This is a genomic window from Streptomyces sp. NPDC007991 (assembly GCF_042958445.1).
GTDB lineage: Bacteria > Actinomycetota > Actinomycetes > Streptomycetales > Streptomycetaceae > Streptomyces.
The window spans coordinates 59,443-75,438 of record NZ_JBIBJD010000008.1 but is presented as its reverse complement, the minus strand read 5'-3'; the positions used below and the strand labels follow the sequence as shown (position 1 = coordinate 75,438).

Here is a 15,996-nt window from a genome sequence, read left to right as displayed (position 1 = left end):
GATCGGGGGTGATCGTTGTCACGGCTGCGGTCCTGGTGGCTCGGTGGTGCTCGGTGCTGATCAGGGGCTTGGCGGGTCGGTTCGGTTCTCGGGGGGGTCGGTTCTCGGGGGGCGGTTCGGTTCTCGGGGAGGGCGTCCAGTCCTCGGGGCCGGTTCAGTTCTTGAACGTGACGGGCAGCCTCGCGGGCTTGGCCCCGGTCGGCGGGACCTGGAGGGACTTCAGCGCGAACTCCATGACCTGCTTGTAGACGGGGCCGCAGATCTGTCCGCCGAAGTAGTTGCCCTGGGTGGCGTTCTGGATGGCGCAGTAGACGGTGATGCGGGGCTTGTCGGCGGGCGCGAATCCGGCGAACGACGACGTGTAGCCCTTGTACTTGCCGGTGGCCGGATCCACGCGGTTGGCGGTGCCCGTCTTGCCCGCGACGCGGTAGCCGGGGATGCGCGCCTTGGCGCCCGTGCCCTCCTCGTCGTCCACGACCGACTCCAGCATCCGGGCGAGGGTCTTCGCCGTCTTGGCGCTGACGACCCGGGTCTTCTCGGGCTTGGGGGCCGGGGTGAAGCGGCCGTCGGGGCCCTTGGTGCCGCGCACGAGCGTGGGTTCGACGCGGACGCCGCCGTTGGCGATGGTCGAGTACACCGACGCCGCCTGCATGGCGTTGATGGAGACGCCCTGGCCGAAAGGGATCGTGTACTGCTGCGAGGTCGACCACTTGTCGGGCGGGGCGAGGATGCCCTTGGTCTCGCCGGGGAAGCCGAGGCCGGTGTAGTTGCCGAGGCCGAACTTGCGCAGGTAGTCGTAGAGGACCTTGTTGGACTGGGTCTGGGTCCTGCCGAGCTGTCCGGTGGCGAGGATGGTGCCGATGTTGCTGGACTTGGCGAGGACGCCGTTGAGCGTCAGGTGCCAGGTGGGGTGGTTGATGTCGTCCTTGAAGAGCCGGTCGCCGCGGTGCAGCCGGTTGGGCACGACGACGTGGGTCAGCGGGGTGGCGGCGCCCTCCTGGAGGACGGCCGCCATCGACATGACCTTGGCGGTGGAGCCGGGCTCGAAGGCGTCCTGGAGGGCCGCGTTGCCGAGGGCCGCGGGGTCGGCGTCGGACAGGTCGTTGGGATCGAACCCGGGCGAGTTGGCCATGGCCAGAACCTGCCCGGTGCGGGTGTCCTGGACGATGACGTAGCCGCGGTCGGCAGCGGACTCCTTCACCTGGTCGCTGATGGCCTTCTGGGCGGCCCACTGGATGTCGCGGTCGATGGTGAGCTCGACATCGCTGCCGGGCACGGCGGGTGTCTCGGTGGAACCCGCGGTGGGGACGAGCCGGCCGCCGGACTGGGCGTAGCGGATCTTGCCGTCCTTGCCGGCCAGTTGCTTGTTCAGCTGGAGCTCGATGCCGCCGCCGGGCTTGCCCTCGCCGTTGACCCAGCCCAGTATCCCGGCGGCGAGGTCACCGCCCGGGTACACGCGCTTGCTGGTGGCGACGGAGAAGACGCCCCCGAGGACGTTGTGCGCGGACTTGTCGGTCTGCTCCTTCTGGGCGAGCGCGGACTTCAGGTCCTTGATCTGCTTCCAGACCTGCGGGGTCTGGCGGGAGGCGAGCTTGACGTAACGCAGTGCCTTGTTCTTCGGCCGGAGCTTCTTGACCAGGGTCTCCTGCTCCTGGCCCAGGATCGGCGCGAGCAGCGCGGCCGCCTGCTCGGGCCCGTCCCCGATCTTCAGCTGGTCGGGGGCGAACATCGTGGGGTCGGCCGTGATGTCGTAGGCGTCCTCACTGGTCGCCAGGGCCACACCGGACCGGTCGGTGATCTCGCCCCGGTCGGCGGCCAGGACCTGCCCGACGTAGCGGTTCTGTTCGGCCTTGGCGGCGTACGTGCTCGCGTCGACGGCCTGCACCTGGAACAGCCGTACGACGAAGGCGATCAGCACCAGCGTCAGCGCGAGCCCGACCAGACGCAGCCGGGGGCGCGGGCTGCCCAGCCGGAGATGCTTGGGCGCCGCCGGCCGCGCCGGCCCCGGGCGACGAGCCGGCCGGGCCCCGGGCCCGGGACGACGCCGGCCATCGGACCGAGCGGGCCTGGCGGGCCTGGCGGGCCCGGGCACACGACGGCGCGGGGGTTCCCTGTCGGTCACTTCCGTCACCTGCCTGGGGTCGGGGTGGGCTGGGAACCGGCGGCTGCGGCACCGGTCGGACGCGGGCTGGGGCGACACCCGACAGCGCGGACGGCGACCGGACCCGGACGGGAAAGGCACCTGCCCGCGCCGTCCGGCGCCCTGAGCGCCGCCGGGTCGAGCGCGGCCAACTGCGCCTGGAAGTCGACGGTCCAACGGCCCCGGTCGGCGATCAGCCCCGGACCCGGACGGCACCCCACCGCGCGGACGGCGAACAGCCCCGGACCCGGTCGTCGGCACCAGGCAGCGCCATCGGCGATCCCGCGCGGACCCGGACCGCGCCCCAGCGCGCGGACGGCGACCAACCCCGGACCCGGACGGCACCCCACAGCGCGGACGGCGAACAGCCCCGGACCCGGTCGTCGGCACCCGACAGCGCCATCGGCGATCCCGCGCGGACCCGGACGGCGCCCCACAGCGCGGACGGCGACCAACCCCGGACCCGGTCGTCGGCACCCGGCAGCGCGGACGGCGACCAACCCCAGACCCGGACCGCACCCGACAGCGCCATCGGCGATCCCGCGCGGCCCCGGACCGCGCCCAGTAGCGTCGGTGGCGGTCGGCGACGGCCGCTCCGCGGCTGCAAGGGGCGCATCGCGCCAGCCGCGGGCCTCGGGACCGGCGGCCCTGGCGGGGCCGGACACCGGGCAGTGCGGCGACTGCCCGGCAGGCACCCCCGTCACCCGGCCGGAAACCCGCCCCACCGCGCGCCGAGAAGCACAAGCCGCGCCGAGGAGCGGACGGACGCCGGGACCAGGAGGGCAGCCGGGCCCGGCGAGGCCCGGCACACGACGGCGCGGGGGTTCCCTGTCGGTCACTTCCGTCACCTGCCGGAGGTTGGGGTGGAGCCGTTGGGCATGGCCTCGGGGGCCAGGACCAGGGGGATGTGGGCGGAGGTCTGCCGGACGCCGGGGGCGGGGCTGGGGACGCCCTTGACGGTGCCGTCGGGGGCGAGGAAGGCGGGGTCGCCGCCGGGGACCATGCCGAGTTCGCGGGCGCGGCGCTGGAGGGCCTCGGGAGCGGAGTAGGCGTCGATGTCCCGCTGGAGGGCCTGTTCCTCGTCGGTGAGGCTCTTGGTCTGGCGCTGGAGGTCGTCGAGCTTGAACGCGCCTTCGCTGAGGGCCGAGTTCAGCACCAGGAGGCAGATGAGACCACCGCCGAGGAGGAAGACCACGAGGACGACGAAGGGGGTGCGGGCCGCCTGCCCGGGGCCGGTCGGGAAGAGCTGCGCGAGACGCGCCGCCCTCCCCTTCAGTTCGGGTTTACTGCTCACTCACGCTCCCTCGGGTCCGGGACACCCGCCCGCCCTGCACGTGGCTCACTCGATGTCCTCCCTGATGCGCTGGGCGCCGCGCAGCCGTGCCGGTGCCGCCCGCCGGTTCTCGGCGATCTCCTCCTCGGTGGGGAGTTCGGCACCACGCGTGAGCAGCTTGAGCCGCGGCTGGTAGCGCTCGGGCACGACGGGCAGCCCGGGCGGCGCCGTGGTGGCGGCACCCGCCGCGAACACCTGCTTGACCAGCCGGTCCTCCAGCGAGTGGTACGACAGCACGGCGATCCGCCCGCCCACGTCCAGCGCCTTCACGGCCGCCGGGATCGCCCGCTCCAGGACGGCGAGTTCGCCGTTGACCTCGATGCGCAGGGCCTGGAAGGTCCGCTTGGCCGGATTGCCGCCGGTGCGCTTGGCGGCCTGCGGCAGCGCGTCCCGGATCAGCTCGACCAGCCGCGCGCTGGTGCTGAACGGCTCCTTGTCGCGCTCGCGCACGATCGCGGACACGATCCGCTTGGCCTGCTTCTCCTCGCCGTACGCCCGGAGGATGCGCACCAGCTCGCCCGGCGGGTACGTGTTGAGGACCTCGGCGGCGCTGACTCCGGACGTCTGGTCCATGCGCATGTCGAGCGGGGCGTCCTGGGCGTAGGCGAAGCCGCGGTCGGCCTCGTCGAGTTGCATGGAGGAGACTCCGAGGTCGAACAGCACGCCCTGCACGCGCGCGATACCGAGCTTGCGCAGCACCTCGGGGAGTTCGTCGTACACCGCGTGGACGAGGGTGGCGCGCTCCCCGTAGGGCGCGAGGCGCTCACCGGACAGGCGCAGGGCCTCCTTGTCACGGTCGAGGGCGACGAGACGGACGCCGGGGAACTGCTCCAGGAGCGCCTCGCTGTGGCCGCCGAGACCGAGGGTGCAGTCGACGACCACGGCGTCCGGGCCCTCCAGGGCGGGTGCCAGCAGATCCAGGCACCGCTGGAGCATCACCGGGACATGTCGGCTCTGTCCCTCCTGTCGCCCGCCACCACCCTCATTCGAATGCGCTTCGCGCCCCATTGGTCCTGGGCCCTCTCAGATCCGGCGCGGCCCCTACGCACCGCCGGGTCCCCGCCCGCTCGTGAAGGGGAGGCCCGCCGGCGCCGGAAGCGTCAGCCGACCGGGAGCGGGAGGAGGCCGAGCCGTACGTACGCGCCGCGCACGTGGGGAGATCTCCGGTCGTCGCCGGGGTCTCCGGGGAAAACAGTCCAGCGGGGAGAGTCTCGCCTCCCGCTTCGCGTCACTTTAGTCCACCCTGTCTTCCGGTCAATCAACCGGCCTGCGCGTCGCGACCGCCGGCACACCACCCTTGTGGGTTACCTCACACCACAGTCTGGCTGGCATTCTTTGTCCACTCTCACAAGAGGCTCGGACGGGGTGTGACCAGTAACGTCATGGATATGACGACTTCTGCATCGGTTCCCACAGCCTCGGAGAACGCCCCGACCGGCGGCGACACGGTCACCGACCGCCTGGTCGACGCCAACGCCCGGTACGCCGCCGACTTCACCGATCCGGGCATGGACGCCCGGCCCGTGCTGCACGTCGCCGTCGTGGCCTGCATGGACGCCCGCCTCGACCTGCACGCGGCGCTCGGTCTCGAACTGGGCGACTGTCACACGATCCGCAACGCGGGCGGCGTCGTCACCGACGACGTGATCCGCTCCCTCACCATCAGCCAGCGCAAGCTGGGGACGCGCAGCATCGTCCTCATCCACCACACGGGCTGCGGCCTGGAGAGCCTCACCGAGGACTTCCGCAACGAGCTGGAGACCGAGGTCGGCCAGCGCCCGGCATGGGCGGTGGAGTCCTTCCGGGACGTCGACCAGGACGTACGGCAGTCGATGCAGCGCGTGCGCACCTCGCCGTTCCTGCCGCACACCGACGACGTGCGGGGCTTTGTCTTCGACGTGAAGACCGGCCGGCTGCGCGAGGTCGACCCCGCCGCCTGACCTGGCCGCCCGCCCCGCCCACAACCTGCAGGAGCTGTCGAAAGCCTGTCAGTCACACGTTCGAATGGTCGCAAGGCCGACATATCGCGGCCAGTTATCCACAGTCGAGTGACACGAATCGGTAACGGCAGCAAGAATGCGGGAGTGGCGTCACGCGGAACTTTCCACGCGTGGTGTCCGTGGTTCGGGGTGGGCCGGCCCGCGTCTTGGGGCGTCGGCCCGGGAAAATGGGGTATCCCGTGCTCCCTGGGAGCAAGGGAAAGGCCGAGGAGGGCCGGGTGACGACCTATGACGATCGAGCGAGCCTCACTGATCTGACCGCCGTGGTGGAACGCGTGCGGGAGTCGGTGGAAGGCGTGATCGAGGGCAAGCCCGAGGTCGTACGGCTCTCGCTGACCGTACTGCTCGCCGAGGGACATCTGCTGATCGAGGACGTCCCGGGCGTCGGCAAGACGATGCTCGCCAAGGCACTGGCGCGGTCCATCGACTGCTCGGTGCGGCGCATCCAGTTCACGCCCGACCTGCTGCCCTCGGACATCACCGGTGTGTCCATCTGGGACCAGCAGCGCAGCGACTTCGAGTTCAAGCCGGGCGCGATCTTCGCGCAGGTCGTGATCGGCGACGAGATCAACCGCGCCTCGCCCAAGACGCAGTCCGCGCTCCTGGAGTCCATGGAGGAGCGCCAGGTCACCATCGACGGCCAGACCTACGAGTTGCCCAGCCCCTTCATGGTGGTGGCGACGCAGAACCCGGTCGAGATGGAGGGCACATACCCGCTGCCCGAGGCCCAGCGCGACCGCTTCATGGCCCGGGTCTCGGTCGGCTACCCGAGCGCCGAGGCCGAGCTGCGGATGCTGGACGTGCACGGCGGCGTCTCGCCGCTGGAGGACCTCCAGCCCGTGGCCCACGCGCACGAGATCCTCAAACTGATCGAGGCGGTGCGCGGCGTCCACGTCGCCGATCCGGTCCGGCGCTACGCGGTCGACCTGGTCGGCGCCACGCGCACGCACCCCGACCTGAGACTGGGCGCCTCGCCGCGCGCGACGCTGCATCTGCTGCGCGCGGCGAAGGCGTCCGCGGCCCTGAGCGGCCGGGAGTACGCGCTGCCGGACGACATACAGGCACTCGCCGTCGCCGTCCTGGCCCACCGTCTGCTGCCCACCGCCCAGGCCCAGCTCAACCGACGTACGGCCGAGCAGGTCGTCGAGGAGATCCTCCAGCGCACCCCGGTGCCGGCCGCGCCCCAGCAGCCCAGCGGGTTCGGCGGCCTGGGCCGGGGCGTGCCGGCGTATCCCCAGCAGCCGCCGCGGAGGTTGTGATGACCACCGCGGGGACGGGGCAGGCGGAGACCGACCGGGGCGAGAAGAGCGGCATCCGCACCGCCCTGGCCGGTCTGACCACCCGCGGACGCTCCTTCCTGGCCGCCGGCGTCGCGGCCGCCGTCTGTGCGTATGTGCTCGGGCAGAGCGACCTGCTGCGCGTGGGCCTGCTGCTGGCGGTGCTGCCGCTGGTGTGCGCGACGGTCCTGTACCGCACGCGCTACCGGGTCGCGGGCAGCCGCCGCCTCTCCCCCGCGCGCGTGCCGGCCGGCAGCGAGGCCCGGGTCCACCTGCGGATGGACAACGTCTCGCGACTGCCCACGGGCCTGCTGATGCTCCAGGACCGGGTGCCGTACGTGCTCGGTCCCCGGCCCCGTTTCGTGCTCGACCGGGTGGAGGCGGGCGGCCGGCGCGAGGTGTCCTACCGGGTGCGCTCCGACCTGCGCGGCCGCTACCCGCTGGGCCCGCTCCAACTGCGCCTGACCGACCCGTTCGGCATGTGCGAACTGACCCGGTCCTTCTCGACGTACGACACCCTGACGGTGATCCCGCGCGTGGAGGCGCTGGCGCCGGTGCGCCTCAGCGGCGAGGCGAAGGGCTACGGCGACGGACGGCAGCGCTCGCTGGCGCTGGCCGGCGAGGACGACGTGATCCCGCGCGGGTACCGCTACGGCGACGACCTGCGCCGGGTGCACTGGCGCTCCACCGCCCGCTACGGCGAGCTGATGGTGCGCCGCGAGGAGCAGCCGCAGCGCGCCCGCTGCACGGTGCTGCTCGACACCCGGGGCATCGCCTACCAGGGCGCGGGCCCCGACTCGGCCTTCGAGTGGGCCGTGGCGGGCGCCGCGTCCGTGCTGGTGCACATGCTGGAACGGGGCTACTCGTTGCGGCTGCTGACGGACACCGGCAACGCGGTGCCCGGCGACGGGGGAGACGGCTTCGCGGGCGCGAGCCAGGAGTCGGCGGACGCGGCCGGGCTGATGATGGACACCCTCGCGGTGATCGACCACTCCGACGGCGCGGGTCTGTCCCGGGCCTACGACGTGCTGCGCGGCGGGAACGAGGGGTTGCTGGTGGCCTTCCTCGGCGACCTGGACGAGGAGCAGGCGGCCGTGCTGGGCCGGATGCGGCAGCGCAGCCCGGGCGCGGTCGCCTTCGTGCTGGACAGCGACACCTGGGTGCGGGAACCGAGCGATGTGCCCGGTCCGTTGGACTGGAGCGGGGAGCGGCTGCGCATGCTGCGCGAGGCGGGCTGGACGGCCCTCGGCGTGCCGCGGGGAGCCTCAGTGGACGACTTGTGGCGGCAGGCCGACCGAGAGCGCAGGGGCGTGGCCGTCGCGGGCGGCGGGGAGGGGCCGTGATGAGCGGGCGGGTACGACTGACGCTGGGCGCGTGGGCGGCCACACTGATGGCCGCGTGCGCCCTGCTGCCCCTCGTCAAACCGGCGACGTGGATCGTGCAGGCGGCCTTCCTGCTGGCCGTGCAGGCGGGCGTGGGCGCCGCGGCCCGCCGGGTGCCGCTGGCGCGACCGCTGACGGTGGCGGCCCAGGCCGTGGTCACGGCGGTGCTGCTGACGTTCGTGTTCGCCCGTGAGCAGGCCCTCGCCGGGCTGGTGCCCGGGCCGGAGGCCCTCGACCGTTTCGCGCTGCTGCTCCGGCAGGGCGGGGACGACATCGCGCGGTACGCGATCCCCGCGCCCCTGGAGTCCGACGGCATCCGTCTGATGCTGATCGGCGGCGTCCTGGTCATCGGGCTGGTGGTGGACACCCTCGCGGTGACCTTCCGCAGCGCCGCCCCGGCCGGACTGCCGCTGCTCGCGCTGTACTCGGTGGCCGCGGGGCTGTCCGACGGGGGCACGGACTGGCTGTGGTTCCTGGTCGCGGCGGCCGGCTATCTGATGCTGCTGCTGGCCGAGGGCCGGGACCGGCTGTCCCAGTGGGGCCGGGTCTTCGGCGGGGCCCCGCGCACGGCCGGAGGGGAACCGAGCGGCGCCATCGCCCCGGTCCGCACCGGCCGGCGCATCGGCGTGGTCGCGCTGGGCATCGCCCTGGTGGTGCCGCTCGCCCTGCCCGCGATGAACGGCGGCCTGCTGGACTCCGTGGGCCCGGGCGCGGGCGGCGGCTCGGGCAGCGGCGGCACGATCTCCGCCGTGAACCCGCTGGTGTCGCTGCGCGACAACCTGAACGTGGACGAGGACCGGCAGGTCCTCTCCGTGAAGACGAAGATGGCCGACGTCTCGGACCTCTATCTGCGGATCGTGTCCCTGGACGACTTCGACGGCACCACCTGGAAGCCGTCCCGGCGCTCCATCACCGCCGTGCCCGACGGCGCCTTCCCGACGCCGATCGGCCTCGGCCCCGACGTCAAGCGCACAGAGGTCGACAGCACGATCACGGCGGCCGGCTGGTACGCCCAGGACTGGCTGCCCATGCCGTACCCGCCGAGCGGCGTCAGCATCCGGGGCAACTGGCGGTACGAGCCCCTGGGCATGACGCTGGTCGGCGATCACGGCCAGAACACCCGAGGGCTGACGTATCGGGTCAAGAGCCTGGACGTGCAGCCGACGGCGGATCAGCTGGCCTCGGCCGGACCCGCGCCGGCGGCCATCGAGCGCGACTTCACCAAGCTGCCCGACTCCCTGCCGTCGGTGGTGGGCCGCACCGCCCGCCAGGTCACGGCGGGCGCCGCCAACCCCTACGACCAGGCGGTCAAGCTCCAGGACTGGTTCGCCGTGACCGGCGGCTTCGAGTACGACACGCAGGTACAGGTCGGCAGCGGCTCGGAGGGCATCGCCCGCTTCCTGAGGGACAAGCAGGGCTTCTGCGTGCACTTCTCCTTCGCGATGGCGGCGATGGCCCGCTCCCTGGGCATACCGGCCCGGGTCGCGGTGGGCTTCGCGCCCGGTTCCCCGCAGGCGGACGGCTCGGTGTCGGTGGGGCTGCGCGACGCCCACGCCTGGCCCGAGCTGTACTTCGAGGGCGTGGGCTGGACCCGCTTCGAGCCGACCCCCAACCGCGGTTCGATGCCGCAGTACACCCTGCCGGACAACCCCGGCAGCTCGGTGCCGGACCAGGCGCGCCCGTCCCAGACGTCGTCCGCGGCGCCGTCCCCGACGCCCTCGACGAGCGAAAGCTGCACGCCGGAGCAGAAGAAGCTGGACGGCGGGTGCGCGAGCAAGTCCCCGCAGGCGGTGCTGCCCACCGGCGACGACGGCCCGAGGTGGTACGCGATCGCGGCCTGGACCCTGGGCGGCCTCGCCGTCCTGGCCCTCCCGCTGGCCCCGATGCTGTGGCGCCGGCGGACCCGAGCGGTCCGGCTGGGGGCGCACGGCCGCGGCGAGGCGGACGCACTGCCGCACACGCTGGCCGTGTGGCAGGAGCTGACCGACACGGCCTGGGACTTCGGCATCGCGCCGGACGAGTCGCAGACGCCGCGCAAGGCTGCCGCCCGTATCGTCCGGCTGGGCTCCCTCGACGCGACGGCCGCGGCCTCGGTGCACCGGGTGGCGAACGCGGTGGAGCAGGTCCTGTACGCACCGCACCCCCGCCCGACAGCGGGCCTCACGGACGACGTCCGCCGTGCGGCAGCGGGCCTGAGCGCCGGGGCCGGCCGTGGTGCCAGGCTCCGTGCGGTCCTGGTCCCGCGCTCCACCGTGGGCGTGGTGTGGGCGGTGTCGGCCTGGTGGTCGCGCGTGCGGGCACGTGCCGTGGCGCTGCGGCCGACGTGGCGCAAGGCATCGGGCCAGCAGGGCTGACGGACGGAGGCAGTCCCGTCTGGTCTGGTACCTGGTCTGGTACGCGGAGCTCAGGGCTCGGTGCACGGCATCAGGCCCGGTACGCATGCGTCAGGGGTGACCACCTGGTCGGTGGTCACCCCTGACTCATGTCTTCGCTTGTCCTGGAGAGCTGCGCTCGGCTAATGGCCGCCCTGCTCGTCGCGGCGCTTCTGCCAGCGCTGCTCGATGCGGTCCATCATGGAGCGCCGTTGCCGGCCCTGTCGGCGGGCGGCCTGCTGTCCGCCGGTCCCGGCCCCCGCCGCCTGTTCGCCCGGCTTCGGGGCCTTGCGCCAGCCGGTCACGGCGAGCACCGCACAGCCCAGCATGACGAGGAAGCCCACAACGCTGAGCCAGACCTGCTTGGCGACCATACCGGCCATGAGGAGCGCAATACCTACGAGGAAGCCCGCGACCGCCTGGTAGACCCGCCGCCGGGTGTACGTACGCAGCCCGCTTCCCTCAAGCGCCGACGCGAACTTGGGATCTTCGGCGTACAGCGCTCGCTCCATCTGCTCGAGCATGCGCTGCTCGTGCTCCGAGAGCGGCACGGAGTCCTCCTCATCGTGCAGTCGCCGGGGCGACCCGGGGGGTCTCTTCAGGATAGGCAGGGAATCGCCCCCGTGAAACCCGCCCCTCTGCGCCAATTGGCCAACCGGAATCCGCCATGGACGACCCGGCTCGCTGAGGCTTCCATTCCCCGGCGGCCGACCCGTCATGCCGGAACGGTCTCCCTCGATCATACGGCGCCAAGCCGCCGTTCGGGGGGCCTGTGGCGTACTCCATGCACAGCCAAGGCGCTGATCAGCGGCGGTACCTCAGGAGGAGCTCAGGCCTAGGCAGACCCACCAGTCTCGATCGCCTCGCCGGTCTCACCGGGCTCAGGGGCCTCGCCGAGCACATGAAGCTGCGTCGCCACCGAGTGGAAGGCGGGGAGCTCGGCGGCGGCCTCCTCCAGCTTCAGCAGCGCCTCCAGGGCGCCGGGCTCGGTGTCGACGAGGACGCCGGGCACGAGGTCGGCGAAGACCCGCACGCCGTGCACGGCGCCGACCCGCAGGCCCGCGCCCTCGACCAGCCCGGTGAGCTGTTCGGCGGTGAAGCGGCGCGGGACGGGGTCACCCGAGCCCCATCGACCGTTCGGGTCGTCGAGCGCCTGCCGGGCCTCCTTGAAGTGGCCGGCGAGGGCCCGGGCCAGCACCGCACCGCCGAGACCGGCGGCGAGCAGGCTGAGGACGCCCTCCGCACGCAGCGCGGCCACCGCGTTGCGGACGCCCTCGGCCGGGTCGTCCACGTACTCCAGGACGCCGTGGCACAGCACCACGTCGTAGCCACCGCGCTCGGCCACGTCGAAGAGGCCGTGGGCGTCGCCCTGCACGCCCTTCACCCGGTCGGCGACTCCCGCCTCGGCGGCGCGGCGCTCCAGGGCGAACAGCGCGTTGGGGCTGGGGTCGACGACGGTGACCCGGTGGCCGAGACGGGCGACGGGCACCGCGAACTTGCCGCTGCCGCCCCCGGTGTCCAGGACGTCCAGCGACTCCCGACCCGTGGCCTTGACCCGGCGGTCCAGGGCGTCCTGGAGGACCTCCCAGACCACGGCGGTACGGAGTGAGGCGCGGGGGCGCATCGGGTCCGACACGGCAGTTGACTCCTCGGCGCGGCACCGCCTCTTGCGCGGCGGAGCGAACGGGACGTCCTCCCCGGCCCCGGCGACGGGGAGGGAAGACTTCAGGCGTCCCCCACCCTATTGCCTCCGGCCTGCCGGCCGGCATGGCCCGGCACTCACCCGGACACGCGTCGGCACGGCCGGGCGGACACGCACCGCTGGTGTCCGCTCAGCCCGCCCGCTCAGCCCGCGTCCGGCATGTCCCGCCCCTGACCCGGTTCCCCGGGCCGGTCCTGGTCCGGGCGGGGCTGCGGGAGGACCGGCTGGAGAACCAGCATGCGCTCGACGAGGCGGAGGAACATCGCCACGTCCCGTATCAGGTCGTCGGCGTCCCGGCTGCCGGCCGCGTCCTGGATGCCCGCCTCGGCCCGGGCGCGGCGTCGGGCGCCGGAGGCGAACAGGGCGCTCCACTCGGACAGTTCGGGTGCGATCTCGGGGAGCACTTCCCAGGCGCTCCTGATCTTGGCCCGGGCCCGGGGCGAGGTCTCCGGCCGGCCCCGGGCCGCGAGGACGGCGGCGGCGGTGCGCAGGGCAGCGAGGTGGGCCGTCGCGTAGCGCTCGTTCGGTGTCTCGAGGGCGGCGGCCTCGTCGAGGGCGGCGTGGGCCTGGGCGAGCAGGTCGAGGGCGGCGGGCGGGGCCGTGGCCCGGCGCAGGACGGGGTGCACGTCGCTCGCCGGTCCGGTCAGTGAGGGGGCAGGGCCGGTGGCGCGGCGCCGGCGGGCGGCTGCTGCGTGGTAGCTGGCCATGACGAACCTCCTGTCGTCTGTGTGACGGCACGTCCGGCTAGGAGTGCCGTATGTGACCCATCGTGAGGTATGGCACTGACAATCCGTTCTGACCTGCGGTTTTGCTTCGATCGTAGGTTCGGAGTAGTTTTTGCACTGACCAGTCAGTTCAAATTCTCCGACCGAACGAGGGAGACTCGTGGGGGAACGAGTGGGAGGGGCGCGGATCGCCGCCGCGGGCCTTGGAGTCAAAGGGCCGCGCGGGTGGGCGTTCCGCGGGATCTCCGTCGACGCCGAGCCGGGATCGCTCGTCGCGGTCGAGGGCCCGTCCGGGTCCGGCCGTACGTGCCTGCTGCTCGCGCTGACCGGGCGCATGAAGATCGCGGAGGGCACCGCCGCGGTCGGCGGGGCCAGGCTCCCCAAGCAGTTGTCGGCGGTGCGCCGGGTCAGTGCCCTGGCCCATGTGCCCGGGGTCAGTGAGCTCGACCCGGCCCTGACCGTCGGCGAGCACCTGCGGGAACGGGCCCTGCTCCAGCGGCGGTTCGGCGACTCCCTGCGCGGGCTGCTGCGGCCCCGCGGAGAGCGGGCGGCCGAGGCCGGGCAGCGCGTCGACGCGGCACTGGCCGCCGTCGGCCTCGACCTGGAGGCGCTGCCCAAGGGGCCCCGTACCGCCGTACGCGATCTGGAGCGTCCGGAGGCGCTGCGGCTGTCCCTCGCTCTCGCGCTCGTCGGCCGGCCCCGGCTGCTCGGGGTCGACGACACCGACCTCAAGCTCTCCGACGGCGAGCGGGACGAGATCTGGTCCCTGCTCAGGTCTCTCACCGGCGCCGGGACGACGGTCGTGGCGGTGTGCAGTGAGGCCCCCGAGGGCGCCGTCAGGGTGTCCACCGAGGTGAACCAGGACGACCCGGCCGCCGAGGACGAAAAGGCCGGCCAGGGAGAGGAGAAGGCCGATGCGTTCGCCGAAACTGGCCGCGCTTGAGCTCCGCCGCTTCGGCCGGGGCAAGCTGCCGCGCGCCGCGCTGGTCGCGCTGCTGGTGCTGCCGTTGCTGTACGGCGCGCTGTACCTGTGGTCGTTCTGGGACCCGTACGGCCGTCTGGACCGTATCCCCGTGGCGCTCGTGAACGACGACAAGGGGGCGACGGCCGGCGGGAAGAAGATCACGGCGGGCGACGACATCACCAAGGGCCTGCACGACAGCAAGACCTTCGACTGGCACGAGGTGAACGCCGCCGAGGCCCGCAGGGGTGTCGAGGACGGCACCTACTACCTGTCGCTCACCCTGCCCGCCGACTTCAGCGAGCGGATCGCCTCCAGCTCCGGGAACTCCCCGGAGACCGGCGCCCTCCAGGTGCGCACGAACGACGCGAACAACTACATCGTCGGGCAGATCTCCCGGACGGTGTTCAGCGAGGTGCGCCAGGCCGCCTCCACGAAGACGTCGCGGTCCTTCCTGGACAGGATCTTCGTCTCGTTCTCCGACATCCACGGCAAGACCGTGAAGGCGGCGAAGGGCGCCGACCAGCTCAAGGGCGGCATCGGCAAGGCCGAGAAGGGCTCCAAGGACCTCGCCGACGGCCTGAAGGACGCCAAGGACGGCAGCGGCAAGCTGTCCACGGGCCTGAAGAAGCTCCACACGGGCGCGGGCGACCTGGAGGACGGCTCGAAGCAGGTCGCGGACGGCACGCAGAAACTCGCCGACCGGGTCAACACGACCGCAGGGAAGGTCGGCCCCTTCCTCAAGGGCAACGAGAAGACCATCGAGGACACGGCCCGGCTCGTCGCCGACTCCTCCGGTGCCGTCCGCAAGCACCTGGACACCCTGGCGAAGACGGCCCCGACCGCCGCCAAGGGCGCCCGTACGGCGTCGGACACACTGAACGGCGTCTACGCCAGGCGCTGCGACGACCCCGTCCTGCCCGACGCCGCCTGTGCCGACCTGAGGAAGGCCAAGGACGCGGCGGCCGACGTGGCCGTCATCGCCGGCGACGTCAACACGCTGATCGCGGACCAGAACGGCGATCTGACGAAGCTCGACAAGAACCTCGCCGCTCTCCAGAAGCAGTCCGAAGCCCTCGCCGAGCGCGCGCCGCACCTCTCCGAGGACCTCGATGACGCCGTGAAGAAGATCAACAAGCTGAACGACGGGGCGGCCGAGGTCGCCGCGGGCGCGAAGAAGCTGCACAAGGGGCTCGGCACGGCCAAAACCGGCGCCGTCGACCTGAACAAGGGCGTCGGCCGGCTGAAGACGGGCGCGGACGACCTCAGCGGCGGCATGTTCAAGCTCGTCGACGGCTCCGGCAAGCTCGCCGGCGGGCTGCACGACGGCGCGGAGCGGATCCCCGACTACGACAAGCAGGACCGTGACCAGCGCACCGAGGTCATGGCCGACCCCGTGCGGCTCGCCTCCCAGGACCTGCACAAGGCGCCCAACTACGGCACCGGATTCGCCCCCTACTTCATCCCGCTGTCGCTGTGGGTGGGCGCGATGGTGGCCTACATGCTGATCGCGCCGATGAACCGGCGCGCGCTCGCCGCGGGCGCCCCGGCATGGCGGATCGCGCTGGCCGGCTGGCTGCCGGTGGTGGCGATCGGGGTGCTCCAGACGGTGGCCCTGATGTCGGTGCTGCACTGGGCGGTCGGCCTGGAGATGGCGCGGGCGGCCGGGACGGTGGGCTTCCTGTTCCTGGTGACGGCGTGCTTCGCGGCGATCGTGCAGTGGCTGAACGCGCGCTTCGGGGCGGCGGGGCGGATCCTCGTCCTCGCCCTGCTGATGCTCCAGCTGACCTCGGCGGGCGGCACCTACCCGGTGCAGACCAGCCCCGGCTTCTTCAACGCGCTCCACCCGTTCCTGCCGATGAGCTACGTCGTCGAGGCACTGCGCCGGCTGATCACGGGCGGCGGTCTGGAACCGGTGTGGCACGCGTGCGTGGTGCTGACGGCGTTCACCGCCGGCGCCCTCGCGCTGACCGCCGTGGCGGCCCGCCGCCGCCAGGTGTGGACGCTGGACCGGCTGCACCCGGAACTGAGCCTGTGAGCCCTGCGGTGACATCCCGGTGCCGCCCTTCGGTGACATCTCCCGGAAAGGTTCCTGTGACAATCA

The 15,996-nt window shown here is 72.7% G+C and carries 13 protein-coding genes; 6 read left to right on the top strand and 7 right to left on the bottom strand.

Annotated elements, in window-relative coordinates:
* Positions 1 to 154: 154 nt before the first annotated feature.
* The 4 genes from ACFZDA_RS23515 to rsmH all read right to left on the bottom strand — a co-directional run bounded on the left by ACFZDA_RS23515 (position 155) and on the right by rsmH (position 4,481).
* On the bottom strand, positions 155 to 2,122 hold the full coding sequence (locus tag ACFZDA_RS23515; protein WP_391084848.1) for a penicillin-binding transpeptidase domain-containing protein: 1,968 nt from the start codon (positions 2,120 to 2,122) through the stop codon (positions 155 to 157).
* 211 nt (positions 2,123 to 2,333) lie between these two features.
* Positions 2,334 to 2,672 (bottom strand): hypothetical protein, encoded by a 339-nt coding sequence (locus ACFZDA_RS23510; RefSeq protein ID WP_391084845.1) that lies wholly within the window; start codon positions 2,670 to 2,672, stop codon positions 2,334 to 2,336.
* Between the two features lie 312 nt (positions 2,673 to 2,984).
* Positions 2,985 to 3,434, bottom strand: a complete 450-nt coding sequence (locus ACFZDA_RS23505; RefSeq protein ID WP_391084842.1) for a septum formation initiator family protein — start codon at positions 3,432 to 3,434, stop codon at positions 2,985 to 2,987.
* A gap of 45 nt (positions 3,435 to 3,479) precedes the next feature.
* Positions 3,480 to 4,481: a 16S rRNA (cytosine(1402)-N(4))-methyltransferase RsmH gene (gene rsmH, locus ACFZDA_RS23500; RefSeq protein ID WP_391084839.1), complete on the bottom strand. Its 1,002-nt coding sequence runs from the start codon at positions 4,479 to 4,481 to the stop codon at positions 3,480 to 3,482.
* Between the two features lie 380 nt (positions 4,482 to 4,861).
* Between rsmH and ACFZDA_RS23495 the strand changes: the two genes are divergently transcribed.
* From ACFZDA_RS23495 to ACFZDA_RS23480, 4 genes are all read left to right on the top strand, one after another.
* The gene (locus tag ACFZDA_RS23495; RefSeq protein ID WP_391084836.1) at positions 4,862 to 5,413 is read left to right on the top strand and encodes a carbonic anhydrase; all 552 of its coding nucleotides are present in this window, start codon (positions 4,862 to 4,864) and stop codon (positions 5,411 to 5,413) included.
* Positions 5,414 to 5,691: 278 nt separating this feature from the next.
* Complete coding sequence (locus tag ACFZDA_RS23490; protein ID WP_391084833.1) at positions 5,692 to 6,732, top strand: AAA family ATPase; 1,041 nt, start codon at positions 5,692 to 5,694, stop codon at positions 6,730 to 6,732.
* Positions 6,732 to 8,093, top strand: coding sequence for a DUF58 domain-containing protein (locus tag ACFZDA_RS23485; RefSeq protein ID WP_391084830.1), 1,362 nt, complete (start codon positions 6,732 to 6,734; stop codon positions 8,091 to 8,093). The genes ACFZDA_RS23490 and ACFZDA_RS23485 overlap by 1 nt, the downstream gene beginning before the upstream one ends.
* Positions 8,093 to 10,486 (top strand): transglutaminaseTgpA domain-containing protein, encoded by a 2,394-nt coding sequence (locus tag ACFZDA_RS23480; RefSeq protein WP_391084827.1) that lies wholly within the window; start codon positions 8,093 to 8,095, stop codon positions 10,484 to 10,486. The genes ACFZDA_RS23485 and ACFZDA_RS23480 overlap by 1 nt, the downstream gene beginning before the upstream one ends.
* A gap of 161 nt (positions 10,487 to 10,647) precedes the next feature.
* Here ACFZDA_RS23480 and ACFZDA_RS23475 read toward each other — a convergent pair whose 3' ends face one another.
* The 3 genes from ACFZDA_RS23475 to ACFZDA_RS23465 all read right to left on the bottom strand — a co-directional run bounded on the left by ACFZDA_RS23475 (position 10,648) and on the right by ACFZDA_RS23465 (position 12,913).
* The gene (locus ACFZDA_RS23475; protein ID WP_391084824.1) at positions 10,648 to 11,055 is read right to left on the bottom strand and encodes a DUF3040 domain-containing protein; all 408 of its coding nucleotides are present in this window, start codon (positions 11,053 to 11,055) and stop codon (positions 10,648 to 10,650) included.
* A 284-nt stretch (positions 11,056 to 11,339) separates the two neighbouring features.
* A complete protein-coding gene (locus tag ACFZDA_RS23470; protein ID WP_391084821.1) occupies positions 11,340 to 12,140 on the bottom strand; it encodes a methyltransferase in 801 nt (266 codons plus the stop codon).
* A 209-nt stretch (positions 12,141 to 12,349) separates the two neighbouring features.
* Positions 12,350 to 12,913, bottom strand: a complete 564-nt coding sequence (locus tag ACFZDA_RS23465) for an SAV_6107 family HEPN domain-containing protein (protein ID WP_391084818.1) — start codon at positions 12,911 to 12,913, stop codon at positions 12,350 to 12,352.
* 178 nt (positions 12,914 to 13,091) lie between these two features.
* On the opposite strand from ACFZDA_RS23465, the gene ACFZDA_RS23460 reads away from it, so the two are divergent.
* Positions 13,092 to 13,874, top strand: a complete 783-nt coding sequence (locus ACFZDA_RS23460) for an ATP-binding cassette domain-containing protein (RefSeq protein ID WP_391084815.1) — start codon at positions 13,092 to 13,094, stop codon at positions 13,872 to 13,874.
* Entirely contained in the window at positions 13,846 to 15,930 is a 2,085-nt protein-coding gene (locus ACFZDA_RS23455) for a YhgE/Pip family protein (protein WP_391084812.1), read from the top strand. Before ACFZDA_RS23460 ends, ACFZDA_RS23455 begins: the two co-directional genes overlap by 29 nt.
* The last annotated feature ends 66 nt before the right edge of the window (positions 15,931 to 15,996 follow it).

Excerpts from the sequence above, each read along its gene's own strand:
- ACFZDA_RS23510 (WP_391084845.1), bottom strand. The coding sequence starts at position 2,672 with ATGGCGCTGTCGGGTGCGGTCCGGGTCTGGGGTTGGTCGCCGTCCGCG.
- ACFZDA_RS23485 (WP_391084830.1), top strand. The coding sequence starts at position 6,732 with ATGACCACCGCGGGGACGGGGCAGGCGGAGACCGACCGGGGCGAGAAG.
- ACFZDA_RS23495 (WP_391084836.1), top strand. The coding sequence starts at position 4,862 with ATGACGACTTCTGCATCGGTTCCCACAGCCTCGGAGAACGCCCCGACC.
- ACFZDA_RS23465 (WP_391084818.1), bottom strand. The coding sequence starts at position 12,913 with ATGGCCAGCTACCACGCAGCAGCCGCCCGCCGGCGCCGCGCCACCGGC.
- ACFZDA_RS23455 (WP_391084812.1), top strand. The coding sequence starts at position 13,846 with ATGCGTTCGCCGAAACTGGCCGCGCTTGAGCTCCGCCGCTTCGGCCGG.
- ACFZDA_RS23480 (WP_391084827.1), top strand. The coding sequence starts at position 8,093 with ATGAGCGGGCGGGTACGACTGACGCTGGGCGCGTGGGCGGCCACACTG.
- rsmH (WP_391084839.1), bottom strand. The coding sequence starts at position 4,481 with ATGGGGCGCGAAGCGCATTCGAATGAGGGTGGTGGCGGGCGACAGGAG.